This window comes from Streptomyces sp. RK62 (assembly GCF_018070255.1).
GTDB lineage: Bacteria > Actinomycetota > Actinomycetes > Streptomycetales > Streptomycetaceae > Streptomyces > Streptomyces nigra.
On record NZ_JAGPYD010000011.1, the window covers coordinates 68,710 to 92,589 of the forward strand.

Below are 23,880 nucleotides of genomic sequence, written 5' to 3' on the forward strand. Positions count from 1 at the left end.
AGACATGAGCCAGGCGGGGCAGACCTGTCAGCGCCCGGACTGCACCGGGTCGTACGAGGACATGGGCGGCGGTGAGCTGTACTGCGACACCTGCGGTCTGGCCCCGGTCGTCTCGGCGACCGGCACGGTCGGCTCGCCGTCCACCGGGGTCGCGGCGGGTGCCAAGGGCACGTCGGGCAGCGGCGGTTCGCGTCCCACGGGCCGGGGCAGCTCGCGTACGTCGTCGCAGTCCTCGAGGTCCCGGCGGTCGGTGTCGGGGCGGCTGTCGCGCTCGGTGGCGGGGCGGTCCACGGGCCGTTCGGTGTCGGTGCGCAGCTCCGGGTCGACGTCCGGTTCCAGCGGCCGGGGCCGGCTGGGCGCCGGGCTGGTGCAGGTGCCGGACGTGCCGCGTCCGGACCCGCGCGCGATGGTGCTGGAGAAGGCGGAGGTGCCGGAGCGCAAGCGGTTCTGCTCGCGCTCCGACTGCGGGGCGCCCGTCGGCCGGGCCCGCGGCGACCGGCCGGGCCGCACCGAGGGGTTCTGCACGAAGTGCGGGCACCCGTACTCGTTCGTGCCCAAGCTGCGCGCCGGGGACGTCGTGCACGGCCAGTACGAGGTCGCGGGCTGTCTGGCGCACGGCGGGCTGGGCTGGATCTATCTGGCCGTGGACCGGGCGGTCTCCGACCGCTGGGTGGTGCTGAAGGGCCTGCTCGACACCGGTGACCAGGACGCGATGGCGGCGGCGATATCCGAGCGGCGCTTCCTCGCGGAGATCGAGCACGCCAACATCGTGCGGATCTACAACTTCGTCGAGCACCTCGACCAGCGCACCGGCTCCCTCGACGGCTACATCGTGATGGAGTACGTCGGCGGCAAGTCGCTGAAGGAGATAGCCAACGCCCGCCGTACGGAGGCGGGCCGCCGCGACCCGCTGCCGGTGGAGCAGGCGTGCGCGTACGGCATCGAGGCGCTGGAGGCCCTCGGCCATCTGCACAGCCGCAATCTGCTGTACTGCGACTTCAAGGTCGACAACGCCATCCAGACCGAGGACCAGCTCAAGCTGATCGACATGGGCGCGGTCCGCCGGATGGACGACGACGAGTCGGCCGTCTACGGCACGGTCGGCTACCAGGCCCCGGAGGTCGCCGAAGCCGGCCCGTCGGTCGCCTCCGACCTGTACACGGTCGCCCGCACGCTCGCCGTGCTGACCTTCGACTTCCAGGGCTACACGAACGTCTACGCCGACTCGCTGCCCGACCCCGACCACATCGAGGTCTTCCGCCGGTACGAGTCCTTCTACCGGCTCCTGGTCCGCGCCACCGACCCCGACCCGGCCCGCCGGTTCGCCTCCGCGCAGGAGATGACCGAGCAGCTGACGGGGGTGCTGCGCGAGGTCGTCTCGCTCCAGACGGGCCGGGCGAGGCCCGCGCTGTCCACGCTGTTCGGGCCGGAGGTGCGGGTCACCGACACCGTCCTGTTCCCGGAGCCGGCCGGGGACGTCTCCCGGCTGGGGGCGCGCCCGGTGCCCGTCCGCCGGGGCGCCGCCCGCCGGACGCCGGCCGGGGCCGCGCCGGCCGGCGGACGGATCGTCAAGGAGGCCGACGCCCCCGCCGCCGCGCTGGCGCTGCCGGTCCCCCGGGTCGACCCCGCGGACCCGAACGCCGGTTTCCTCGCGGGCCTGTCGACCACCGGCCCGGCCGAGCTGCTCGGCGCGCTCGCCGCGGTGCCGGCGCCGTCCACGGAGTCCCGGCTGCGGCAGGTCCGCGCCCGGCTGGAGAGCGGGGACACGGGCACCGCGCACGAGGCCCTGCTGAAGCTGGAGGACGAACGCCCCGACGACTGGCGGGTCGTCTGGTACCGGGGGGTGGCCGCGCTCGTCACCGGGGACCACGAGGGCGCCGCGCTCGCCTTCGACGCGGTCTACGACGCCTTCCCCGGGGAGCTCGCCCCGAAGCTGGCCCTGGGTCTGTGCGCGGAGGTACTGGGCCAGTTGGACAACGCCGCCGAGTACTACCGCCTCGTGTGGACCACCGACCCCAGCCATGTCAGCGCCGCGTTCGGCCTGGCCCGCGTCCAACTCGCCACGGGCGACCGCCATGAGGCCGTGACGACCCTGGAGTCCGTCCCGGAGAGCTCGATCCACTACACGGCGGCCCGTGTCGCGGCCGTCCGGGCCCGGCTGCGTCAACGCACGGCGGCGGCCGGGGACGTACCGTTCCTGGACGACCTGACCGCCGCGGCGGGCCAGGTGGAGGCGCTGGACGCGTACGGCCTGGACCCGGCGCGCCGGGAGCAGTTGTCGGCGGAAGTGCTCGGTGCGGCGCTGGACTGGATACTCTCCGGTGGCCAGGGTTCCGCCCCGTCCGCCCCCGGAGGACGGACGCTGCTCGGCAGTGGCCTGGACGAGCGGGGACTGCGGTTCGGCCTGGAGCGCTCGTACCGCATGCTGGCCCGGCTGGCCCGGGGCGGCGAGGAGAGGATCGACCTGGTGGAACGTGCCAACCGTTACCGCCCCCGGACGTGGGTGTAGTTGATGTCGCAGATGCCCCAGTTGTCCGCCTGCCCGAGCTGCGCCTGGCCGCTCGACTCGGGTGACCGTTTCTGCGGTGCGTGCGGATACGACCTGTCCGCCGTGCCCGCACGGCCGGACGACCACCCCACCATCGCCCTGAACGGCTCGGCCGCCGGCGGTCACGATCTGCCCCCGGGCACCCCTCCCCCGCCGCCGGTGCCGCCGCCCGGCATCCCGGCCCCCGCCGCGCCCGCCCCGCCGCCGTTCCCGGCGCAGGCCGGCGAGAGCGATCCCGCGACCCCGCGCACGCCCACCGTGCCGGACGGCGTCCCCGTCCCCGCCGAGTCACCCGAGGCGGGCTCCTCCGGGGTGCGCCTGGACCGTCCGGACCGGCCCGACGAGTACGCCCTGCAGGCCCCCGACCCCCGGGTGAGCGCCGGGCCGCCGACCCCGCCGGAGGGCACCAAGGTGTGCGTCGCCTGCCGCGCGGGCCGCGTCGACCGGGACGGCTACTGCGAGAACTGCGGGCACGCCCAGCCCCGCGAGCGGGACCACATGGAGCAGGAGGCCGGCCCGATCGCCGCCGTCAGCGACCGCGGACTGCGCCACCACCGCAACGAGGACGCGTTCGCCGTCGCCTGCACGACCCTGCCGGACGGACGTCCGGCGACCCTGGCGATGGTCTGCGACGGGGTGTCCTCGGCGACCCGCCCCGACGACGCCTCGCTCGCCGCGGCCCGCGCCTCCGCCGAGTCGCTGCTGGCCGCGCTGCCCCGCGGCACCCATCCGCAGCAGGCCCTGCACGAGGCGATCGTCGCCGCCTCCAACGCGGTCAACGCGCTCGCAGCCGAACCGGCCACCGCCCGCGAGCAGGCCCCGCACCAGAACGCGCCGGCCTGCACCATCGTCGGCTCCGTCGTCACCCCCGACCTGCTGGTCGTCGGCTGGGTCGGGGACAGCCGCGTCTACTGGGTCCCGGCCGACCGCTCCACCGCCCCGGCCCGGCTCACCGAGGACGACTCCTGGGCCGCGCAGATGGTCGCGGCGGGCCTGATGAACGAGGCCGAGGCGTACGCCGACGAGCGCGCCCACGCCATCACGGGCTGGCTCGGCGCGGACGCCTACGAACTGGAGCCGCACACCGCGTCCTTCAAGCCGGACCGCCCGGGCGTCGTCGTGGTCTGCACGGACGGCCTGTGGAACTACGCCGAGGCCGCCGAGCACATGGCGGAGATCGTCCCGGCCGACGCGGCCACGCGCCCCCTGCACGCCGCCCGGGTGCTCGTGGGGCACGCCCTCGACGGCGGCGGCCACGACAACGTAACAGTGGCCGTCCTGCCGTTCCCGGCACCGCCGACGGGGGCAGGATCGGGCTGAGGCGTGCCGCGGGGACGGCCTCAACGGACCGGAGGGGACCGGTCCGTCGACTGCCATGACCCCAGCTCGGGGTTTCTCAGGGGGATTTGATCAGAAATGGCCAACTTTTCAAAACCAAGCGTGCCGCGGTTCTCGGTGGACGTGTACCAGAACGAGTACCTGCCGGAGGGCGGCCGCGAGGTCAACGCGATCGTCACCGTCACCTCCACAGGTGGCGGCACCCTCGCCGGGGCGACCGCCGCACCCCGCCCGGCGGGCCCGGACGCGGGCGCGGCCGTCGCGCTGATGGTCGACTGCTCCGGCTCGATGGACTATCCGCCGACCAAGATGCGCAACGCCCGCGACGCCACGGCCGCCGCCGTCGACAGCCTGCGCGACGGCGTCCACTTCGCCGTGATCGGCGGCACCCATGTGGCCAAGGAGGTCTACCCGGGTGGCGGCCGCCTCGCGGTCGCCGACGCCGTCACCCGTGAGCAGGCCAAACAGGCGCTGCGCAGGCTGAGCGCGGGCGGCGGCACCGCCATCGGGACCTGGCTGCGCCTCGCCGACCGGCTGCTCTCCTCCGCCGACGTCGCCATCCGGCACGGCATCCTGCTCACCGACGGCCGCAACGAGCACGAGTCGCCCGAGGACCTGAAGGCGGCGCTGGACGCCTGTGCCGGGCGGTTCACCTGTGACGCCCGCGGCGTGGGCACCGACTGGGAAGTGAAAGAAGTCACATCCATCGCCTCCGCCCTCCTCGGCAGCGCCGACATCGTCGCCGACCCGGCCGGTCTGGCCGCCGACTTCACGCGGATGATGGAGACCGCGATGGGCAAGGAGGTCGCGGACGTCGCCCTGCGGGTGTGGACGCCGGTCGGCACCACGATCAGGTTCGTGAAGCAGGTCGCGCCCACGGTCGAGGAGCTGACCGGCCGCCGCACCGAGGCCGGACCGCGCGCCGGCGACTACCCCACGGGCTCCTGGGGCGACGAGTCCCGTGACTACCACGTATGCGTGGAGGTCCCGGCCGCCGGAGTGGGCCAGGAGATGCTCGCCGCCCGGGTCTCCCTGATCGTGCCCCAACCGGACGGAAGTGCTCAGAACCTGGGCGCACAAGGTCTCGTACGGGCCGTATGGACCGACGACATGACCGCTTCGACGTCGATCAACCCCCAAGTCGCCCACTACACCGGCCAGGCCGAACTGGCGCAGGCCATCCAAGAAGGGCTCGATCTCCGCAAAGCGGGCGATATCGATGGGGCAACGGCCAAACTGGGCCGTGCCGTTCAGCTCGCCGGCGCCTCCGGAAACGCGGATACCGCGAAACTCCTTGCGAAGGTGGTGGACGTGGTCGATGCCGCGACGGGTACTGTGCGACTGAAGGCGAAGGTCGCGGAGGCCGACGAGATGACACTCGAGACACGGTCGACAAAGACTGTTCGTGTAAAGAAGTGACCAGCAGGACCCTGTAGAAGCATCGAGCCTGGCCCCTCGGGGTGGGAAGAAATCCGGTCGAGAACGACCGGAAAGGAGAGGGGGAAGCGCCGACATGCCGACCTGCCCGAACGGACACCAGTCGGGTTCCGACGACTGGTGCGAGGTCTGCGGTCACCGCATGGCCGGTGCCGTACCTCCCCCTCCGCCGCCGCCCCCGCCCCCGCCCCCCGGCGGCTACGGCTTCCCGCCGCCCGGCGGCCCCGGTGGTCCGGGGGGCCATGGCGGCCCCGGTGGTCATGGGGGCCCCGGTGGTCATGGCGGTCCCGGTGGCCCGAACCCCGGTCAGCAGGGTGGCCTTCCGCCCATGCCCGGCGGCCGTGAGCCCGAGCTCTGCCCGCAGTGCCGCACGCCCCGTGAGGGCGGTGCGCCCTTCTGCGAGGAGTGCCGGTGGAACTTCCTGACGAACACGGCGACCTCGTACACGCCCGCCGCCCCGCGCCCCCCGGCGCCCGGCGGCCCCGGCCTGCCCTCCCACTTCCAGCAGCAGTCGGGTCCCCCGCCGTCGTTCGGCGGCGGTGACTCGTACGACTACCAGGGCTCGCGCCCGTCCCAGGTGAACCGCCCGGCCGAGCCGATCCCGCCGTTCGGCGCGGACCCGCAGGGCCAGGGCGGCCCCGGCCGCGGCGGCCAGGGCGGTCATGGCGGACCGGGTGGGCACGGTGGCCCCGGTGGACCTGGCGGTCACGGCGGCCCCGGCGGCCCTGGTGGCTTCGGCGGCGGCCCCGGTGGTCCCGGTGGTCCCGGTGGCGGTCCTGGCGGTCCTGGCGGACCCGGCGGCTTCGGCGACCCCTCGCGGCAGGCTCCCCCGCCACCCGCCCCCACACAGCCCGGCCCCGGCGCGGGCGGTGGCGCACCGCAGGCCTTCCACCCGGCAGGCCCCGGCCCGTCGGCCCCGCAGGCTCCGTCCGGCTACCCGCAGGAGGGCAACCGTCCGCAGCAGGGCGGCCCGTCCTTCGGCGGCGGCCAGGACGACTGGGTGATCCCGCCCCCGTCCTCGGGCCCCGGCCAGGGCGCGCCGGGCGGTCCCGGACAGGGCGGTTACGGCTATCCGCAGCAGGGTCCCGGCCAGGCACCGCCGCCCGGCCCCGGCTACGGGCAGCAGCCGGCGACCTGGACCGCGACCATCGGCCCGGACCGTGAGTACTTCATGGCGATGATGCAGCGCTCCGGCCCGGAGGCCGCGGGTCTGAACCTGCCCGCGTACTCGCCCGAGCAGCAGCGCACGCTCACCGGCAACCAGGTCACCATCGGCCGCCGCCGGCACTCCACCGGCGAGTCCCCCGACATCGACCTGTCGGTGCCGCCGGAGGACCCGGGTGTCTCGCACCAGCACGCGGTGCTGGTCCAGCAGCCGGACGGCACCTGGGCCGTCGTCGACCAGAACTCGACGAACGGCACCACGGTGAACAACTCCGAGGACCCGATCCAGCCCTTCGTCCCCGTCCCGCTCCAGGACGGCGACCGGGTGCACGTCGGGGCGTGGACGACGATCACGATCCGGCGCGGATAACTCCCGCACTCCGGCTCACGGAGGGGCGGTCGTACGGCGTGCAGGCGCCGGTACGGCCGCCCCTTCGCCGTACGCACCAGTTGCCCGGCGCCCGCTCAGCCGCCGGGGAGCTGCCAGACGTACGGCCCCTCGGGGTCGTCCAGCCAGGCCCACGCCCGCTCGCCGCTCACGGTGATCCCGTACCGCTCCCGCCGGGGCCGGTCCTCCCGCTCCCAGAGGGTGTACGCCTCCTGCGGGTCGAGGCCGCCCCGGGTGAGCGCCAGCAGGAAGCGGAACAGCTCGTCGTCCCTGGCCCCGCGCGGCAGCCCGCCCACCGGGACGGACTCCGGCTGCGACCGGGACGCCCCGCGCAGCGGCACGAAGTAGGCGGGCGTCGCCAGGAACCGCCCCTCGGCGTGCTCGGCGTCCGTCACGGTCAGCGCGACCAGTCCGGTGGCGAACGGCGTCAGAATGCGCGCGCCGGGGCGGCACTGGGCCAGCCAGGCCCGCGGGATCGACGGCAGGGTGCAGGTCGCGATGATCCGGTCGAAGGGGGCGCGCTCGGGCACCCCGCGCGCCCCGTCGCCCGTCGCCACGGCGGGCCGGTGTCCGGCGGCCTCCAGATGACGTCGCGCCGACTCGGTGATCTCGGGTTCCAGGTCGATGGTGGTGACGAGGTCGTCGTCGCCGAGCCGGTGTGCGAGCAGGGCCGCGTTGTAGCCGGTGCCGCTGCCGATCTCCAGCACCCGGTGGCCGTCCGCGACCTCCAGCGCGACCAGCATCATCGCCATCAGCGACGGCTGGCTGCTGGAGGAGAGGAGTTCGCCGTCGCGCAGCCGGGTGGCCAGCGGGACGTCGGCGTACGCCCCGCGCATCCAGCGCGCCCGCGCCGCCGGGTCCGGGCTCTCGCCCCAGCGCCGCTCGTAGCCGCCGCTGACGCCGACGTAGTAGTACGGCACGAAGAGATGTCTCGGCACCTGCTCGAAGGCGTCCCGCCACACCGGGTCGTCGGCCCACGCGCCGGTGCGATCGATCTCGCGCACCAGCGCGGCCCGCGCCGAGGCGGCGAGCTCCTCGAGGTCCTCGTCGGAAACCTGCGCGCTCATACGTCCACTGTCCTGCGGAAGCCGCCGCGGGGCGACCCTCCCCCGCCTGACGAGGGGGTGGTCCTAAGCCTGGAGTCCTCCGTCCCCGCGTCTGAGACCATGGACGATGTGAATGAGATTCGGCGCGGCACGCTTCAGGAGCAGACCTTCTACGAGCAGGTCGGCGGGGAGGAGACCTTCCGCCGCCTCGTCCACCGTTTCTACGAGGGAGTGGCGGAGGACCCGATCCTGCGGCCCATGTACCCCGAGGAGGACCTGGGTCCCGCCGAGGAGCGCCTGACCCTCTTCCTGATCCAGTACTGGGGCGGACCCTCCACGTACAGCGAGAACCGCGGCCACCCCCGGCTGCGGATGCGCCACGCCCCGTTCACCGTCGACCGCGCGGCCCACGACGCGTGGCTGAAGCACATGCGGGATGCCGTGGACGAGCTCGGCCTCTCCGAGGAGCACGAGCGGACGCTGTGGAGCTATCTGACGTACGCGGCGGCGTCCATGGTCAACACGGCGGGCTGAGCCCGCCCGGGGCGCCGCGGTCAGCGGACGCTGACGTCCAGCGCCCCGAGCCCGGCCCGGCGTACGGCTATCGACCCGAAGGGCGTGCGCAGCCGGAGCCAGGCGCCCGACGAGAAGAGCACCACCGGCGGCTGGTCCTGCGCCGGTGCGCCCGCGCGGCCGCGCAGAAAGCCCAGCGACTGGGCGGCGTGCACGGCCCGCACCGGCAGCCCGGTGTCGCCGACCGTGCGGGACCAGATCTCCCGCCCCATCCGGTCGAGTTCGGGGCGAGTGCGCCGCTCGGGCGGCAACTCCCCGGTGCGGGTGCGGAACTCGGCGACCACCGCGTCCACCAGGGCGCGCAGCGCGTCCGGCGCCGGCAGGCCCGGCTCGCGCCGCCAGCCGCCGCGCGGGGGCAGCACCCCGGCCCACGGCGGGCCGGTGACCGCCGCCGGGACGACGGCCGTGGCCGCCGCCTCGTCGACGGACTCCAGCAGTTCACCGGCGGAGACGGTCACGTCCAGCGTGACGTCGAGGCCGTTCTCGTACGGCTTGGCCAGCCGCACCGCGCGGATCGCCAGCACCTCGAAGGAGGGCGGCCGCCCGAACACGGCGAGGGCCGTGCCGGCGGCCTGCAGGCGGACGGCGGCGCCGCGGTCGTAGTGCAGCAGCCGGGAGAGGAAGGCCGCGAGATCCGCCGCCTCCCCCTCGTCGGCGAGCTGGAGCACCGTCATGCGGCGACGGCCTCCTCCTCGCCGGCCTGCTCGCGGCCGTCGTCCGTGTACTCCTGGAGGAACTCCCGCTCCTCCGCGGTGATCCGGCGCGGCCGCTGGGCCTCGAAGTCGAACGGCACGATCACCGTCGACGCCCTGACGTACACCACGTCACCGTCCTTTACCTCGTAGGTGATGGTGAAGGACGCGGCCCTGATCTGCGTGACCCACAGCTCGATGTCCACCGGGGTGTGCCGGTGGACGAGCTGCCGCTTGTAGTCGATCTCGTGGCGCGCCACCACGGACCCCTGCTGGAAGTCCTTCTCCGGGCGGAACAGGAAGTCGATACGGGCCTCCTCCAGATAGCGGAGGAACACCACGTTGTTGACGTGGCCGTACGCGTCCATGTCCGCCCAGCGCAGTGGGCAGCGGTAGAGGTGCCGCAAGATCGATCAGCCCCGGGTCAGCTTCTTGTAGGTGGCACGGTGCGGACGGGCGGCGTCCGCACCCAGCCGCTCGATCTTGTTCTTCTCGTACGACTCGAAGTTGCCCTCGAACCAGAACCACTTGGAGTCACCCTCGTAGGCGAGGATGTGCGTGGCCACCCGGTCCAGGAACCACCGGTCGTGGGAGACGACCACGGCGCACCCGGGGAACTCCAGCAGCGCGTTCTCGAGGCTGCTCAGGGTCTCGACATCGAGGTCGTTGGTCGGCTCGTCGAGGAGCAGCAGGTTGCCGCCCTGCTTGAGGGTGAGCGCGAGGTTCAGCCGGTTGCGCTCACCGCCGGAGAGCACACCGGCCGGCTTCTGCTGGTCCGGACCCTTGAACCCGAACGCGGACACGTACGCCCGGCTCGGCATCTCGACCTGACCGACGTTGATGTAGTCCAGCTCGTCGGAGACGACGGCCCACAGCGTCTTCTTCGGGTCGATGTTCTCGCGGCTCTGGTCCACGTACGAGATCTTGACGGTGTCGCCGACCTTGATGGAACCGGAGTCCGGCGTCTCCAGACCCTGGATCATCTTGAACAGCGTGGTCTTGCCGGCGCCGTTCGGGCCGATGACACCGACGATGCCGTTGCGCGGCAGCGTGAAGCTCAGGTCGTCGATGAGCAGCTTCTCGCCGAAGCCCTTGGTGAGGTTGTTGACCTCGACGACGATGTTGCCCAGGCGGGGGCCCGGCGGGATCTGGATCTCCTCGAAGTCCAGCTTCCGCATCTTGTCGGCCTCGGCCGCCATCTCCTCGTAGCGGGCCAGACGCGCCTTGGACTTGGCCTGCCGCCCCTTGGCGTTGGACCGCACCCACTCCAGCTCTTCCTTGAGCCGCTTGGCGCGCTTCGCGTCCTTCTGCCCCTCTACCTTGAGACGGGTCTGCTTGGTCTCGAGGTACGTGGAGTAGTTGCCCTCGTAGGGGTAGGCGCGCCCGCGGTCGAGCTCGAGGATCCACTCGGCGACGTTGTCGAGGAAGTACCGGTCGTGGGTGATGGCCACGACGGTGCCCGCGTACTTGGCGAGGTGCTGCTCCAGCCAGTTCACCGACTCGGCGTCGAGGTGGTTGGTGGGCTCGTCGAGGAGCAGCAGGTCGGGCGCCTCCAGCAGCAGCTTGCACAGCGCGACACGGCGGCGCTCACCACCGGAGAGCGTCGTGACGGGCCAGTCGCCGGGCGGGCAGCCCAGGGCGTCCATGGCCTGCTCGAGCTGCGCGTCGAGGTCCCAGGCGTTGGCGTGGTCGAGCTCCTCCTGGAGCTTGCCCATCTCGTCCAGCAGCGCGTCCGAGTAGTCGGTCGCCATCTGCTCGGCGATCTCGTTGAACCGGTCGAGCTTGCCCTTGATCTCGGCGACACCCTCCTGGACGTTCTCCAGGACGTTCTTCTCCTCGTTCAGCGGGGGCTCCTGCAGCAGGATGCCGACGCTGTAGCCGGGAGACAGGAACGCGTCACCGTTCGACGGCTGCTCGAGGCCCGCCATGATCTTCAGAACCGTCGACTTGCCGGCGCCGTTCGGGCCGACGACGCCGATCTTCGCACCAGGGAGGAAGTTCAGGGTGACGTCGTCGAGGATCACCTTGTCGCCGTGCGCTTTGCGCGCCTTGCGCATGGTGTAAATGAACTCAGCCAAGAGAAACCGTCCGGCAGCTTGAAATCAGGCAGTGGGCAGATACACCCCATCTTGCCGCACCGCCACCCCTGGGCGGAAACGCGTTAGGTCAGGAGGCTCTGACCTGGCACTTCGTGGATGGCGGCTCCAGCTCGACTGTCACTGTCGGTGGCCCTTGGTCGGCCTCGGGCGCCCTCACACGGCCCAGAGACGGCCCAGCCGGGCAGGCGAAATGAGTCACCTCCGTTGTCAGTGCGTGCCGCTATGGTGCGTCCGCCATCAAGGGCAACGCTTTGGGGAGGGGCTTTGGGAGCCAAGACGGGGCTGCTGGTGTACGCCGACAGCGACGTGCCGGGGTTGCTGCGACGAGTGGGGGCGGCGGACCTTGATCGGACGGTCGCACTGATGCGGCGGCTCTACTCAGGCTGGGAGATCGAGGAGTGCGAGGGCTCGACCCTCTGGGATGGCGTGTACCCCCCGAAGGGGACGGCGTACGCGGCCAGCTGGCCTGGCGTGGACGTTATCGGTGATCAGAGGGTGATGATCGACGCCCCCTCTCAGCTCCCCGAACACCTCGTGGCGGCAAGCGCTGGCCGACGGCTCGTCCTGCACGCCATGCACAGCGTCGTCGACTGGCTGGCATTCGCCGTGTGGGAGGACGGACGTCTCGTCCGTTCCCTGAGCCTGTCTCCGGACAGCGGCATCATCGAGAACATCGGCGAACCGCTCCCCTTCGAACTGCCCTACTGGGCCGGAGACCGCCCGGCCGACATCGTCCCGTGGCCCGGCGAGGAGGAAGAGCCGTACGCCCTGCCCTTTCACCCTTTGGATCTGGGCGAAGATGCGCTGCGGGCGCTCTGCGGCTTCATCCAGGAGGGCCGTCCCGAACCGGATGACGTCGACGCAGACAACATCCGACTGCACGGCTTCCAGGTGCGGGACCCGCACCGCCCTGATCCCGCAGAGGAGGAAGCGCAGCTGCGAAGGGCCACGGAAACCATGGGACCGCCACGCGTGTACACGTTCGGCTCCGGCGGCTCGCTGATCGAGCACGACGGCCTTTAGCTTAGGTGCACGCAGCCTTGGGCTGCTGGGCTCGTCATCTACGCTGATGGTCCGTACCAGTCCGCGTCCGTTCACCGGTGTACGTCGGTGTTGTCGCGCAGTTGGACACTCACCCTGTCGCTCCCGAGGGTCCGGTTCCTGCCTCAGAGATCTGGCGCGCCAACTCCTCGATGACCTGGGGCACGACGCGTTCGGCCCCCTCGTCTTGTAGTGCTTCGACAAGCGCCTGATGGACTGCTGCGAAAGGCTGTCCCACGTGGGAAGCGCGGGTCCGGGTAACCGCTCGTTCGATCTTGGCAAGGTGGGCTGCCACGATCGGCATTGCCTTCTCGTAGTCACTTGCATCCGTCGCCACGGGTTGACCCTGGCAGGCGGAAGCATCATGCATGAGGCCAGTAGCCGAAGAAGTGCGAGCGACGGGCCCCTTCTGGCGGGACCTGCTCTGAACTCTTCAGGGACCCTGGGCATGTGGCGGGAGCCCTCAGCTGGGGAAGCTTGGAGCTTTGCGAGCGATTGTTGAGTCGACCTGCGGCGAGGCAGTGACCAAGTCCGGCTCCCGCCTGTGGCTGATCCCCGCTGTTCCCCTTGACTCCCCGCAGGATCTGGCACGCGAGCAGCACGCACCTTCGCCTCGTACATCCCTCGGCGCACCTGCGCCAGGAGTGCCTGATCCTCAGCCGACGGCAGTCAGCCCCGATGGCGGGTCCGTAGACCAATCACGCACGCGTGTGCCTCGCCGCATCCCCACCGGCCTCAGCCACGCTGGACGTTCTCCTGCATTCGCCACCGTTGCTGTACTTCTCTGCTGTACCGCAGATCAACTGCCGATGATCCGTACGATCGGCTCCTGAGATGCGACCTCGATGGCTCCCCAGTTTCCTTCGAGCTGGTAGACGGCCCCGAGCTGTCGCAGTACATCGATCCCACCCCAGTCCTGCTCGCCGCTGTCATCCATTGCCGGCCTGACACTGCTCTGGCGGGTCCAGGCGAGTTCCCGAACTGCGGGGAACTCGATCACCGCCTTACGGAAGCAGGCCACCTCACCCTCGAGTGGGTCCCGGAACGACGGATGGGCCCACCCGATCATGAGGTCCAGCGTGATGTTCAGTCGGCCCGGTGCTGCCTGGATTTCCAGGACGAAGCTGTCCTCCAGGCTGGTGCCGTCGAAGCCCGGGAAGCTGGTGTAGGGGATCGGTTCTGCCATGAGTTCCTCCCGGACAGGACCCGCACGGTCGGTGGAGGGCTTTGGGCTGGAGCTGACTCGGGGCGAGTGATCATGCCCCACTACGCTGGCCTGCGGGTCGAGCAGGTGTGTGAACCTGCCCGTCAGAGGGGACAGCGAGATGGACGAGCGGGTTCCCGTCGACTTGATACATCTGTCCGACGGGGAGGACGTCTCGCTCGTACTGCGCGCCGTCGAGCCCCCCGGCATCCTGCTGGGCCCCATCCGGGCCGAGTGTCTGATCAGCGTGGACTTCGTGCAGGCTCGCCTGGACACGCATATCTGGCCTGACCTTCTCGACGAGTGGGAGGAGGCGCTGGCGCGTCTCGGTGTCGGTGAGGGCGCGGGCTGGGCGCAGGGCGGCAGGGGGCTGCGGCTCTACTTCCACCCGAGCGACAGCGGCCGGCTCTCCCTCTCCGTCCACGATCCCGACCGGCTGACGGTGGCCCTCGGGCTCGAACCTCCGCCGCAGTGGATCGAGGAGCATGAGATCCGTCTGCGGCGGATGCGCGAGGTGTACGGAGAGTCCTGAGGCTGTGCGGCCGTCACCGCGCCGTCCTGCACGGCACGACGCGAGCAGCGGTCAGGCGGCCTCAGCCCTGCGTCCGGGCTTCCCGCTTGCGGAGGACCACCAGGACCGTGCCGCCGATCACGACCAGGCCGATCGCGAGGCCGGCGATGAGCGGGGTCATGTCGGAGCCGCCGGTCGCGGCGAGATTGGTGTCGTCGGGCGGGGAGCCGACCGTGACCGGGGTCGGCTCGCTCAGGGTCTGCGTCGTGCTGCCCGACACGTCGGCCTCACCGGCCCGCGTCATGCAGTCCAGGACACCCGCGAACCGCTTCTGGAAGCCGCCCGGCCCCTGGATCGTGAAGTCGTACGCCTGGTCCTCCTGCAGCGGGACGGTCACCGTGCGCGACTCGCCGGCCGCGATGGTGTGCTCGATCCCGAGCAGTTCGAAGGTGAACGCCTCGGTGCCCTTGTTCGACGCGGTGATGTCCACACCGCCCTTGTCGCAGTTCTCCACCGCCGACAGTGCCGGTATGGCCCCGGACTTCGCCCAGGTGGCGCTCGCCGTCGCCGAGACCGTCGACTCGCTCGAACCGGCGAGGATCTGCGTCTGGCTGCGGCTGTCCGCCGCCAGGGCGCGTCCCACCGGCACGGTCGTCGAGGCCTGCACGGTCAGCTCGGCCTGGCCGTCCGCCGCTTTCTCGGGAATGTCGAAGAACAGCCGGCTGCCGTCCACGGCCGAGGTGACGGCCCGGCCGTCCCGGTCCACGATCCGCACCCCGCTGGTCGCGGCGTCCGCCGGCGGGGTCACGGTCACGCTGTCCGCGTCCGTGCGCACCGTCACCGGCCCGAGCCGCTCTCCGGGGTGACCGGAGACCGCGGGCGGGTCGAGCGTCAGGGACGCCCGGGGTTCGGCCGTGTTCCGCGCGTTCTCCTCCAGGTAGTCCGCGAGCCGCTCGGCCTGCGGGTCGACGGCCTCGACGTCCACGCCGTCGGAGTAGCGCCAGATGGCCACCTGCGTACCGGCCGCCGCGTCCTGCTGGGTGAGGACGCCGTCGACCCCGGCCCGGCCGGCGAGCGCGGCCAGGTCGTTCACCTGCGGGTAGGAGTTCTGGAGGATCCAGCGGATCTTGCCCGCGTCCTGGTTGGCGCCGAGCGAGGTGGCGCTCCACGGGGTCTCGCGGTATCTCGCGTCGCGCTGCGTGGGGTTGTGGATGTCGACGCAGTACGTCTGGAGGGCGCCACCGCCATCGACCGACATCTCGAACAGACCGGCCGAGAGCTGCTGGTCGCCGGTGTCGGTGTGCACGACCGCGGCACCGTACGTCTTGAGGCCGCCTATCGTGGCGGTCGCCCCGCCCTGGCTCGGCGTCGCTCCGTCGGCCGCGGCCGTGCCGGCTCCGACCGCCACGGAGGCGGCGACCAGTCCGGACACCAGGGTCGCGGCGGCGAAACGGGCCGCCCCTCGCCCGCGCAACGACAGCGCGGAGAACGCAGCAAACACTAAATTCCCCTTCGAGCAGGACCCGTTGACGTGGGGGGTACGGTCCCACCAGCAGAATCAGAAGCCCCGTGAGCTATGCCCGGCATCCTAGGTACGCGGCGCACCACGCTTCCCCGGGATCCCGCCGGACGGCCGATCCGACTCGTAATCGTTATCGCCAAGATCCTTTGCGGGCCCTTCGCGGGCAGGGCTTATCGACAAATCCACCGGGTCGTTCGGAACGCATTCGCCGATAAGCCGCAGTCCGGTCAGCAGTCCGCGTCTGTGACTGACGTCACGTCAATACCGCTGCCTTGTCTGGCTGTTGACTCTCAGAATCCGTGGGCGGGGGTGTCTCCCACTCCGGTTCGGGCTGCGCGCTCGCGGCGGCGGCGCCCGGCTCCGGCCGGGACGCGCGCCGGAACGCCGAGGTGCCGCGCGCGAGATCGTGGCCGATCGACGTCGCCTCGAGGTCCGCCGACATCCAGCTCTGCCCGTCGCGCACGTCCGACCGCACCTTCAGCCGGCCCTGCACCACGACCGGGTCGCCCACGTTCAGCGAGGCCGCCGCGTTCGTGGCGAGTTGCCGATTCGCCCACACCGTGAAGAAGTTGGTGTGTCCGTCGGTCCACTCGTTCTTCGCGCGGTCCAGGTACCGCGAGGTCACCGCCAGCCTGAACCGCGCGGACGGCCCCGTCGGCAGCTCCCGGTACACCGGCTGCGTCGCCACGTTGCCCACCGCGCAGATGATCGTCTCGTTCATCTCGAACCCCTCCCCGGCCCGGCCGCCCTGCCGCCGGGCCGACACGCGTACGGGCCCGTCCCGTACGGCTGCGTCCGGCCTGCCGGCCACGCCCCCGGTACGTCCGGGGTGCGGCGCCGGCGCCGCGGCCGATCACGTCCGTCGCGATCGCCGCGAAGCCAGACTGCCTCCGTCGGGCCGAGCCCGCTGAGCCCTGTGGACCAGGGCCGGGTCTGTGGATATCTCCGCCGCTCGTGTGGGTGACCGGTCCGCCCGTCGGGGCAACCGGCCGCCCCCGACGGGACCGATCCCGGCTTGCGGACCAGCTCACTCACCGCGCCGACGACCCCACCCCCATCACCCTCCCGTACTGCTCCCGAACCTCCCGGTACCGCAGCAGCTCCGCCGCCACCGGATCCAGCACCCGGGCCCGGCCGCACCCGGCCGCCGCCTCCCGCAGCCGCCGTTCCGCCTCCTGGCCGTAACGGCGTGCCGGTCCGCGGGCCGCCATCCGGCAGCCCCACTCGACGAGCGGCCCGCCGATGATGCCGGCCACCATCAGCAGCACCGGCACGCCCAGGTTGGGCGTCATGACGCCGATGATCTGCGCCGCCAGCCAGAGCCCGCCGACGACCTGGAGGATCGTCATGGACGCCTGCACCAGCACGGCCGCCGGCCACCAGCCCGGCCGCGGCGGACGCCCGGGCGGCAGTCCGGCCCGCGCCCCGAGATCGTCCAGCGCCTCGGGCAGCCCCTGGGCGCCCTTCACGGCCGCCTCGCGCACCGCCTGCGCCCACGGCGTCGGAAGCCCGGCCGAGGCCTGCTCCGCGACCGTCCGCACCGCCTGCTCGACACGCTGGCGCGCGGTGGCCTCCTCGTCCGCCTGGACGCGCGGGGACAGCCGTCCGGTCGTCGACTCGCCGCGGTCCTGGTACCACCGCCACAGCCGCAGCCAGGGCGTCCCGCAGGCGCGGTTGGCGTTGCGCAGCCAGGCCCGTTCGGCGGCCTCCCCCGCCGCGGTGGCGCCGATGGCGTCCGCGAGCCGGGCGGAGAACTCGTCCCGCGCCTCCTCGGTCAGCCCCGTCCGCCTGCTCGCCGCGTACACCGGCCGCAGCCGCCACCCGGCGGCGTCCACGTCGGCGGCGATACGGCGCGCCGCGGCACCCCGCTCCGCCACGAACTGCCCGAGCGCCTCCCGCAGGTCCCCGACGCCTTCCCCGGTCAGCGCGGACAGAGCGAGCACGACGGCACCGGGCTCACCGTGCTCGCCCAGCGCGATGCCGTCCTCGTCCAGCAGCCGCCGCAGATCGTCGAGGACCTGGTCGGTGGCCTCCCCGGGCAACCGGTCGACCTGGTTCAGGACGACGAACATGATCTCGGCGTGCCCGGCCATGGGCCGCAGATAGCGCTCGTGCAGGATCGCGTCGGCGTACTTCTCCGGGTCGACCACCCAGATGACCGCGTCGACGAGCCCCAGTACCCGGTCGACCTGCTCGCGGTGCTGGACGGCCGCCGAGTCGTGGTCCGGCAGGTCGACCAGGACGAGCCCGCGCAGCTGCCCGTCCGACGCCGCGTTCTGCGCGGGGCGGCGGCGCAGCCGGGGCGGGATGCCGAGGCGGTCGATGAGCCCGGCCGCGCCGTCGCTCCAACTGCACGCGAGCGGCGAGGAGGTCGTCGGCCGCCGTACGCCGGTCTCGGAGATGGTGACGCCGGCGAGCGCGTTGAACAGCTGCGACTTGCCGCTTCCGGTGGCGCCCGCGATGGCGACGACCGTGTGCTGCCCGGACAGCCTGCGCCGGGCGGCCGCCTCGTCGAGCACCCGTCCGGCCTCGGACAGCGTCCGGTTGTCGAGCCGCGTACGCGACAACCCGACGAGTTCGCGCAGCGCGTCGAGCCGGGACCGCAACGGCCCGTCGTAGGCGAGCGGCGTCACGGCGTGCGGCGACACGGACACACGGGGCTCCACGATCGCGGACTGCTCGGAGGCGGTGGTCGTCTCGTTGACGCGCCGCGCGATCAGCCCGTCGTCCCAGGGGCTCGAGGACTCCGCCGTACCGGAGGACGACGACTCGGACGGGGCATGCGCGCCGGAGCCGTCGGACGACGACGCGGAACCAGCCGATGAAGCGGCCGAGGCACGAGGGGACGACGCGCCCCCACCTCCATCCGCCCCTTCCCCGTCCTCCTGACGGCCTCCGGGCTCGGACACATCGGCACGCGCGTGTGCGGGGCCGTCGAGGTCGCCGGGAGCGCCGTCGCGGACCGGCGTGTCACCGGCCGCCGCCATACGCTCCTCGCGCGCGTGGGCGTCGTCAGAGGGCGCGCCGCCCACCACCGCCTCCCTCTTCACGGGCTTCCTCCAGAGCTTGCGCCGCTCCGGCTCCTGGGCGTCGGCCCCGACCGGGCCGGGCAGGGCCTCCTCGGGGGCGCCGTGGCCGCCGTCCTCCTGCTGATCGGCGTGTTCCGTGTGGTCCTGGTCAGTGACGGCAGTCACCGGTCACCTCTCCTTCTGCAGTACGGACAACGCGGCGATGAGTTCGGCCTGGGGGTCCGGGTGGACCTCCAGCGCGTCGAGCGGGGCAAGCCGGCGCTCGCGTTCGCTGTACATGACGCGGTCCAGGTGCTCGTTGAGGAGCCGTCCGGCCCGGTCGCGCAGCCGCAGCGCGCCATGGGCGCCGATCCGCTCGGCGAGTCCCTCCCCGGCGGAACGGGCCCGGCGCCCGCCGAGCAGCGCCGTGGCGACGAGCGCGGTGACGACCTCGGGGTCCGGGGGCGCTGTCCGCTCGAGGTCGGTGACCTCGTCCTCGGCGTACTCCTCCAGCTCCCGGCGCCACCGCCGTACGGCGACGCCGATGCGGTGTTCCACGCTCTCCGGCAGCGGGTCCCGGACCGTCAGTTCGGGCGCGGAGGAGGCCGGTTCGCGCCGCCAGGCATCGTCGACACGCTCGTCGGCGGCCGTGACGGCGCACAGGAGGAGGGTGCTCAGGCTCTCGACCAGCGAGTCGAGGAGTTCCCCGGCGGTGCAGTCGAGGGGGAAGGCCCGCCACCGTTTGAGGGCGTCACCGGCGAGCACGGCACCGGCCTGGAGCCGGCCACGCACGCGTGCGTACTCGCTGTCGTACGCGGCGTCGACCGCGCCGGTCAGCCGGAGCGCGGCGGCGTACTGGGCGGCGGCGGCCCCGGCAAGTTCGGGCATACGGGCCTTGAGGGAGTCGAGCAGGCCGTTGGCGGTACGGGCCACGGCGTGGGCCCGGGCCGCGGGGTCCTGGACCTGATGGGCGAGCCAGGTGCGCAGCGGCGCCACGGCGGTGGCCGGGAGCAGTCCGCCGCCCCAGGCCGACTCGGGCAGTTCCGGGACGGTGAAGCGGGGCACCTCGCCGAGGCCCGCCTTGGTGAGCAGGGCGCCGTACTGCCGGGACACCTCGGAGACGACCTGGTGGGGGACCCGGTCCAGGACGGTCACGAGGCTGGCGTCGTACTCCTTGGCGGTGCGCAGCAGATGCCAGGGCACCGCGTCGGCGTACCGGGCGGCCGTCGTCACCATGATCCAGATGTCGGCGGCGCAGATGAGCTCCGCGGCCAGGGCGCGGTTGTCCGCGATCAGGGAGTCGATGTCGGGCGCGTCGAGGAGGGCGAGTCCGGTGGGGAGCGTGTCCGCGGTCTCGATCCGCAGGACGCGCTCGGTCTCCTCACCGGGCAGCATCAGCTCCTCGGCTGGGTCCTGTTCGGGCGCCCACACGCGCGTGAGGTCGGGTAGGACACGCATCCCGCTGAACCAGTGATGGTCGTCCGGATGGCAGACCAGCACCGGGGTGCGTGTCGTGGGTCGCAACACCCCCGCTTCGGTCACGCGCCGGCCCACGAGCGAGTTGACGAGCGTCGACTTGCCGGCGCCGGTGGACCCGCCCACGACGGCCAGGAGCGGCGCTTCGGGCTCTTTGAGGCGGGGCACCAGATAGTCGTCGAGCTGTGCGAGCAGTTCGTCACGGTTGGCACGCGCGCGTGGCGCCCCTGCCAGGGGCAGCGGGAAGCGTGCGGCCGCGACACGGTCGCGCAGGGCGGAAAGTGCGTCGAGCAGCTGAGGCCGTACGTCCAAGGTCACCACATGCGAAGAATGCCCAATTTTAGGGGATTTCTGAAGCATATGGCCATGTCTGCGTGCCGATAGGACACAAGGGACGGAAGGGACGACCGGGACAGAGGCATAGTCCAGGCATAACGAGTGCACAACACCCGGTGCGCGAGAGGCCAAAAGCAGTGCACGATTCGTACCTGCCTGCGATTATCAGGACCGCTTCACCGAACCTCCACATCGAGCCACGGAGGCGAAGCGACAGGGACACGGATGCGGGAGCCCTATCCTTGTCCCCGGCAACGTCACGGAACGGCCCACACCCGGGCACCACGAACGAGGCCACCACACCCGGCCCCCGTAGCTCAGTGGATAGAGCAGGCGCCTTCTAAGCGCTTGGCCGCAGGTTCGAGTCCTGCCGGGGGCGCCCAGTCTCCGCCCTCCCTCGGGAGGGCGTTTTTGCTGTTCAGAGCAGGTACCGCCCGACATGACGCAGCACGGGGCACTCCCCTGCCGATCATGGGGAGACTCCGGGGCTGTCCGGCTGTCACCGGGTTTTTACGGGTCGCTGTGTCGAATACGTGTCGAAGCCTTGCGCCAGCAGGCGGCTCAGTCGGCGTCGGCCAGGTCGGGCAGATCCCCCGCGGCTTCGAGCCGCCTCTTTAGGTCCGGCAGCTGCCCTTCGACGCATCGTGCGTAGGTGGCGAGCAGTACAGGCACACTGTTCCCGGCCCAATCGGCCACCTGAGCGGGCGGCACCCCGTCGTTGAGCCACTTGGTCAGGCGAGTGTGCCGGTTGTCGTACACCCGCTTACCAGTCGGCGACTCGAAGAGGTAGGGAGGCAGTACTGCCCTGCGAGCGCTCCGCCAGGCCCGGCGGATGACCGAACCCGCGAGGATGTCGCCGTTCTCTCCCTGGAACTGAAGATCACCCGGCTTGAGTCCTTCGTCCTCGATGCGCTGTCGCAGGATGCGAGTGAGGGCGGGATGGCCCGGCACGGTACGCGTGTCTCCGTCTGGAGCCAACCGGTTCAAGGACCGTTCACCGAGTGACCACGGCAGCGGCTCGGGCACAACAGCTCCGCCGGGTGGGCCGCAAAAATCGAGCGCGAGGCCGAAGACGCCGGCATCCTGGCGGTCGAGCCGTTCTTAGCCTGCGGGACGAGTACCGAGCCGAGTGGTCGCAGCCCGAGGGATAAGACTTTCCCTACTTCACCAAGGCCCGCGCGCGGCGCGGGCGCGCGCCGCCTCTGCGGCGCGGCCTGCCTCCTGTCTGCGCCCCGGCTGGCCGCGCCCGGCGGCGCGCTCGCGGCTGCGGGCATGAAGCAGGAAGACACACTCTCTGCGGCTGGGGCGGTCGACTCCACGGCTTTAGGCAGCCACTTTGGGGAGAGCCTCTAAGATCATGGCCCCAACGTCGTGCTTTACCAGGCAGGTCCACAGACTGCCCGACGCGCCGGAAGCTTACGGGGCCATGATCACTCGCCCCAAAGCCGCTCCGCCGACCTACGTCATGGACTGTCACGTACGACACGGCGGGCATCTCCCTTGACCCTCCTCAGGGCGATGTCATAGGCCCAGGCGTAAGTGGAGACTTTTTTATCGATAGAGAAGTGTCGCCCTGTTGCCGTGTCCAGGACGCGATGGAACTCATCCATCAGGTCCGGCCAGGCTACTGCCGCGAGATCATCATCCGTCCAGCCGTAGAGGGATTTCAATTCCTCCTTCACCGCCGAAAAGAAGGACAAAGGTTCGCGGGGTTCCTTTCCGGTCGGGACATTGTGCCTACGTAGAAGTTCCTTCACCTCTTCGGGTGCGACCACCCACTTGTCCGGACTGTCCCTGAGCTCTGCGTAGTCAATCCACGCCCAGAAGCTCTCCGCATCAGCCACATCCGGAGCCTCGGCGTGATGGTCTGAACACAGCAGTGCAAAATTTCTGACATCCATCGAGCCTCCGAGCGCAGTCGGGACAACGTGTGCCCGCTCGACAGGCTTACGCCAGCACACCAGGCAGGCAGCTTCCTCCAGGCCTAGATATTCGGCAATCGCCCGTACGGTGGGCGCCGTCTTCCTGTCGACTGGCTCCTTCTCTCGGGGCTGAATTCCTAGCGATCCGGCGTCGTACCCGTACTTGCTGCCATCGTCTGGATGATTGATCCGCAAGACGTCTGGAATGTCATTACACTGCTTACGCGGGTTCCGTGCACCGTAAAGGGGAGTATGAATCTCCGTTAGGTAGCCCCCCAGAAATCCGAGCGCGAAGTCTTTGATCAATTCAAGGGCGTCGTGGTCGTATCCGCCAGCTTCATTCCTGTGCCCCTGGATGTCGATGTAGAGAAACCGCGGGGCGCCTGGCGATCTTTTCTCGGCCGCCTTGATGCATTCGAAAATGCGAATAGCACTCCGCTCGAAGTTCTCGTACACCTTCATGTCATGGTAAATCGCGACGCCCTTTTGGGTCTTCTTCTTCTGCGTCTGCTGTCGCATCTTCTTGGCCACGAGCCCCCTAGGCCACGGTCTGTCTGGCACTCGGAGCATGGCAGACCGCACTGACATCCAGCAGTCGAAGTAGCTGATGCTGCACCTGAAGTGCTAGGCCACGAGTGATGCCGAGCTCTAGCAGTCGGGGCCCACGACGCTTATCCCCTGGGCCGTCCGAGGCTGACCAACGCTGACAGAGGACACCCACGGGTGACCGCGCCCATCCCGCTCTGGCCTGGGCTCCCCGATTCGATCTGCGACACTGGTAGCACCATGCCCAGGCCCGGAGAACTGTTCTAGTCATCCAGGGCGGCACCTGCTTGCAGGAGGAACGTCCGAACGTTCTGCTCCAGTGACTTGAGCTGGTCCGGAAGCTGCGAAGGGTTGTAAGCCATCGCCGATCTCCCCTCGGCGTCCGCCACTTGGTGCAGGGTCTGCATGATCCTGAACAGGGAAACGAGGGTGCCGGCGGTGTCGCTCACTTTGGTCACAGAGGGCTCGAGACCAGCTGGCCCGTCAAGAATCACGTGGCGCCCGTAGCGGCTTACCTCATCTGCCAGTTCAACAGCACGTTGCACGTATCCATCCTTGAAACTTTGCTGGCTCACGTAGACCACACCGTCCCAAGGTTCAGCGTCTGCCGGCGCCTTGCGCTCGAGATGACGTCCGAACGTGATCCACGGTTCAAGGTGAGTGTGAAGAGCTACAGCAGCCGAGGCGAAGGACTCATACGAAGATCTTCGAGGATCTCTGCGTTCGCGCATGGAGTCGACCCGCATCTGCATCTTGGCTACAGAGCGCGAGGTCCAACCTGTTGCAACTGTTCCGAGAGTTCCCACGGCCGCGCCAAGCACGGCAGCTATCCCAGCATCCATGTGCAGGATGATGCCGTTCGAGTTCCGCAGTGGGGCTCGGACCGCAAAGTCTCCAGAGTCGAATGTGTGTCGAAGTCGGCTGCGCGAGCGTCGTCCGAGCCACGAACGGGCTGCTCGGGCGGGCCGGACCTCGTCATCGGATGAGCGCCTTCTAAGCGCTTGGCCGCAGGTTCGAGTCCTGCCGGGG

19 protein-coding genes and 1 tRNA gene are annotated in these 23,880 nt (G+C 70.9%); 8 read left to right on the forward strand and 12 right to left on the reverse strand.

The genetic code is table 11. The features are described 5' to 3' along the window. Positions 1 to 4 precede the first annotated feature (4 nt). The 4 genes from KBY32_RS21875 (at position 5) to KBY32_RS21890 (ending at position 6,857) form a co-directional block, all read left to right on the forward strand. Positions 5 to 2,509 (forward strand): serine/threonine-protein kinase, encoded by a 2,505-nt coding sequence (locus tag KBY32_RS21875; protein WP_210981287.1) that lies wholly within the window; start codon positions 5 to 7, stop codon positions 2,507 to 2,509. Next, entirely contained in the window at positions 2,510 to 3,868 is a 1,359-nt protein-coding gene (locus tag KBY32_RS21880; protein ID WP_181890484.1) for a PP2C family serine/threonine-protein phosphatase, read from the forward strand. 96 nt (positions 3,869 to 3,964) lie between these two features. Then, positions 3,965 to 5,305 (forward strand): VWA domain-containing protein, encoded by a 1,341-nt coding sequence (locus tag KBY32_RS21885; RefSeq protein WP_210981288.1) that lies wholly within the window; start codon positions 3,965 to 3,967, stop codon positions 5,303 to 5,305. 94 nt (positions 5,306 to 5,399) lie between these two features. After that, entirely contained in the window at positions 5,400 to 6,857 is a 1,458-nt protein-coding gene (locus tag KBY32_RS21890; protein WP_210981289.1) for an FHA domain-containing protein, read from the forward strand. A 95-nt stretch (positions 6,858 to 6,952) separates the two neighbouring features. Here the strand turns inward: KBY32_RS21890 and KBY32_RS21895 are convergent, their stop codons facing one another. Then, positions 6,953 to 7,942, reverse strand: coding sequence for a methyltransferase domain-containing protein (locus KBY32_RS21895; protein ID WP_210981290.1), 990 nt, complete (start codon positions 7,940 to 7,942; stop codon positions 6,953 to 6,955). A 99-nt stretch (positions 7,943 to 8,041) separates the two neighbouring features. Here KBY32_RS21895 and KBY32_RS21900 point away from each other — a divergent pair, with 99 nt between their 5' ends. Beyond that, positions 8,042 to 8,455, forward strand: coding sequence for a globin (locus tag KBY32_RS21900; protein ID WP_115508605.1), 414 nt, complete (start codon positions 8,042 to 8,044; stop codon positions 8,453 to 8,455). 20 nt (positions 8,456 to 8,475) lie between these two features. On the opposite strand, the gene KBY32_RS21905 is transcribed toward KBY32_RS21900, so the two are convergent. From KBY32_RS21905 to ettA, 3 genes are read right to left on the reverse strand one after another with little or no spacing between them, the layout of a single operon-like run. Next, complete coding sequence (locus KBY32_RS21905; protein ID WP_210981291.1) at positions 8,476 to 9,168, reverse strand: hypothetical protein; 693 nt, start codon at positions 9,166 to 9,168, stop codon at positions 8,476 to 8,478. Further along, positions 9,165 to 9,593 carry a thioesterase family protein gene (locus KBY32_RS21910; protein WP_055623919.1) on the reverse strand — a complete coding sequence of 143 codons (429 nt, stop codon included), beginning with the start codon at positions 9,591 to 9,593 and terminating at the stop codon, positions 9,165 to 9,167. The genes KBY32_RS21905 and KBY32_RS21910 overlap by 4 nt, the downstream gene beginning before the upstream one ends. A gap of 6 nt (positions 9,594 to 9,599) precedes the next feature. Further along, complete coding sequence (ettA, locus tag KBY32_RS21915) at positions 9,600 to 11,264, reverse strand: energy-dependent translational throttle protein EttA (protein ID WP_079033791.1); 1,665 nt, start codon at positions 11,262 to 11,264, stop codon at positions 9,600 to 9,602. 285 nt (positions 11,265 to 11,549) lie between these two features. On the opposite strand from ettA, the gene KBY32_RS21920 reads away from it, so the two are divergent. Next, on the forward strand, positions 11,550 to 12,308 hold the full coding sequence (locus KBY32_RS21920) for a hypothetical protein (protein ID WP_210981292.1): 759 nt from the start codon (positions 11,550 to 11,552) through the stop codon (positions 12,306 to 12,308). A gap of 817 nt (positions 12,309 to 13,125) precedes the next feature. Here KBY32_RS21920 and KBY32_RS21925 read toward each other — a convergent pair. After that, positions 13,126 to 13,512 carry a hypothetical protein gene (locus tag KBY32_RS21925; protein WP_210981293.1) on the reverse strand — a complete coding sequence of 129 codons (387 nt, stop codon included), beginning with the start codon at positions 13,510 to 13,512 and terminating at the stop codon, positions 13,126 to 13,128. A 139-nt stretch (positions 13,513 to 13,651) separates the two neighbouring features. On the opposite strand from KBY32_RS21925, the gene KBY32_RS21930 reads away from it, so the two are divergent. Continuing rightward, on the forward strand, positions 13,652 to 14,062 hold the full coding sequence (locus KBY32_RS21930) for a DUF5959 family protein (RefSeq protein ID WP_210981294.1): 411 nt from the start codon (positions 13,652 to 13,654) through the stop codon (positions 14,060 to 14,062). A 61-nt stretch (positions 14,063 to 14,123) separates the two neighbouring features. Here KBY32_RS21930 and KBY32_RS21935 read toward each other — a convergent pair whose 3' ends face one another. From KBY32_RS21935 to KBY32_RS21950, 4 genes are all read right to left on the reverse strand, one after another. Continuing rightward, a complete protein-coding gene (locus tag KBY32_RS21935; RefSeq protein WP_210981295.1) occupies positions 14,124 to 15,542 on the reverse strand; it encodes a Cys-Gln thioester bond-forming surface protein in 1,419 nt (472 codons plus the stop codon). 274 nt (positions 15,543 to 15,816) lie between these two features. Next, positions 15,817 to 16,284 carry a single-stranded DNA-binding protein gene (locus KBY32_RS21940; RefSeq protein ID WP_210981296.1) on the reverse strand — a complete coding sequence of 156 codons (468 nt, stop codon included), beginning with the start codon at positions 16,282 to 16,284 and terminating at the stop codon, positions 15,817 to 15,819. A gap of 310 nt (positions 16,285 to 16,594) precedes the next feature. After that, positions 16,595 to 18,757, reverse strand: a complete 2,163-nt coding sequence (locus tag KBY32_RS21945) for a YfjP family GTPase (RefSeq protein WP_210981297.1) — start codon at positions 18,755 to 18,757, stop codon at positions 16,595 to 16,597. A gap of 3 nt (positions 18,758 to 18,760) precedes the next feature. Continuing rightward, a complete protein-coding gene (locus KBY32_RS21950) occupies positions 18,761 to 20,368 on the reverse strand; it encodes a dynamin family protein (protein WP_210981298.1) in 1,608 nt (535 codons plus the stop codon). A gap of 321 nt (positions 20,369 to 20,689) precedes the next feature. Between KBY32_RS21950 and KBY32_RS21955 the strand changes: the two genes are divergently transcribed. Then, positions 20,690 to 20,762, forward strand: a tRNA-Arg gene (locus tag KBY32_RS21955). Positions 20,763 to 20,944: 182 nt separating this feature from the next. Here the strand turns inward: KBY32_RS21955 and KBY32_RS21960 are convergent. The 3 genes from KBY32_RS21960 to KBY32_RS21970 all read right to left on the reverse strand — a co-directional run bounded on the left by KBY32_RS21960 (position 20,945) and on the right by KBY32_RS21970 (position 23,693). Then, complete coding sequence (locus tag KBY32_RS21960) at positions 20,945 to 21,409, reverse strand: hypothetical protein (protein ID WP_247689822.1); 465 nt, start codon at positions 21,407 to 21,409, stop codon at positions 20,945 to 20,947. 437 nt (positions 21,410 to 21,846) lie between these two features. Continuing rightward, complete coding sequence (locus tag KBY32_RS35485; protein WP_247689823.1) at positions 21,847 to 22,836, reverse strand: HNH endonuclease; 990 nt, start codon at positions 22,834 to 22,836, stop codon at positions 21,847 to 21,849. 278 nt (positions 22,837 to 23,114) lie between these two features. Then, on the reverse strand, positions 23,115 to 23,693 hold the full coding sequence (locus KBY32_RS21970; RefSeq protein WP_210981299.1) for a hypothetical protein: 579 nt from the start codon (positions 23,691 to 23,693) through the stop codon (positions 23,115 to 23,117). Between the last annotated feature and the right edge of the window lie 187 nt (positions 23,694 to 23,880).

Coding starts and splice junctions, on each gene's coding strand:
- KBY32_RS21875 (WP_210981287.1), top strand. CDS start 5: ATGAGCCAGGCGGGGCAGACCTGTCAGCGCCCGGACTGCACCGGGTCG.
- KBY32_RS21885 (WP_210981288.1), top strand. CDS start 3,965: ATGGCCAACTTTTCAAAACCAAGCGTGCCGCGGTTCTCGGTGGACGTG.
- KBY32_RS21890 (WP_210981289.1), top strand. CDS start 5,400: ATGCCGACCTGCCCGAACGGACACCAGTCGGGTTCCGACGACTGGTGC.
- KBY32_RS21895 (WP_210981290.1), bottom strand. CDS start 7,942: ATGAGCGCGCAGGTTTCCGACGAGGACCTCGAGGAGCTCGCCGCCTCG.
- KBY32_RS21900 (WP_115508605.1), top strand. CDS start 8,042: ATGGACGATGTGAATGAGATTCGGCGCGGCACGCTTCAGGAGCAGACC.
- KBY32_RS21905 (WP_210981291.1), bottom strand. CDS start 9,168: ATGACGGTGCTCCAGCTCGCCGACGAGGGGGAGGCGGCGGATCTCGCG.
- KBY32_RS21925 (WP_210981293.1), bottom strand. CDS start 13,512: ATGGCAGAACCGATCCCCTACACCAGCTTCCCGGGCTTCGACGGCACC.
- KBY32_RS21930 (WP_210981294.1), top strand. CDS start 13,652: ATGGACGAGCGGGTTCCCGTCGACTTGATACATCTGTCCGACGGGGAG.
- KBY32_RS21940 (WP_210981296.1), bottom strand. CDS start 16,284: ATGAACGAGACGATCATCTGCGCGGTGGGCAACGTGGCGACGCAGCCG.
- KBY32_RS21970 (WP_210981299.1), bottom strand. CDS start 23,693: ATGGATGCTGGGATAGCTGCCGTGCTTGGCGCGGCCGTGGGAACTCTC.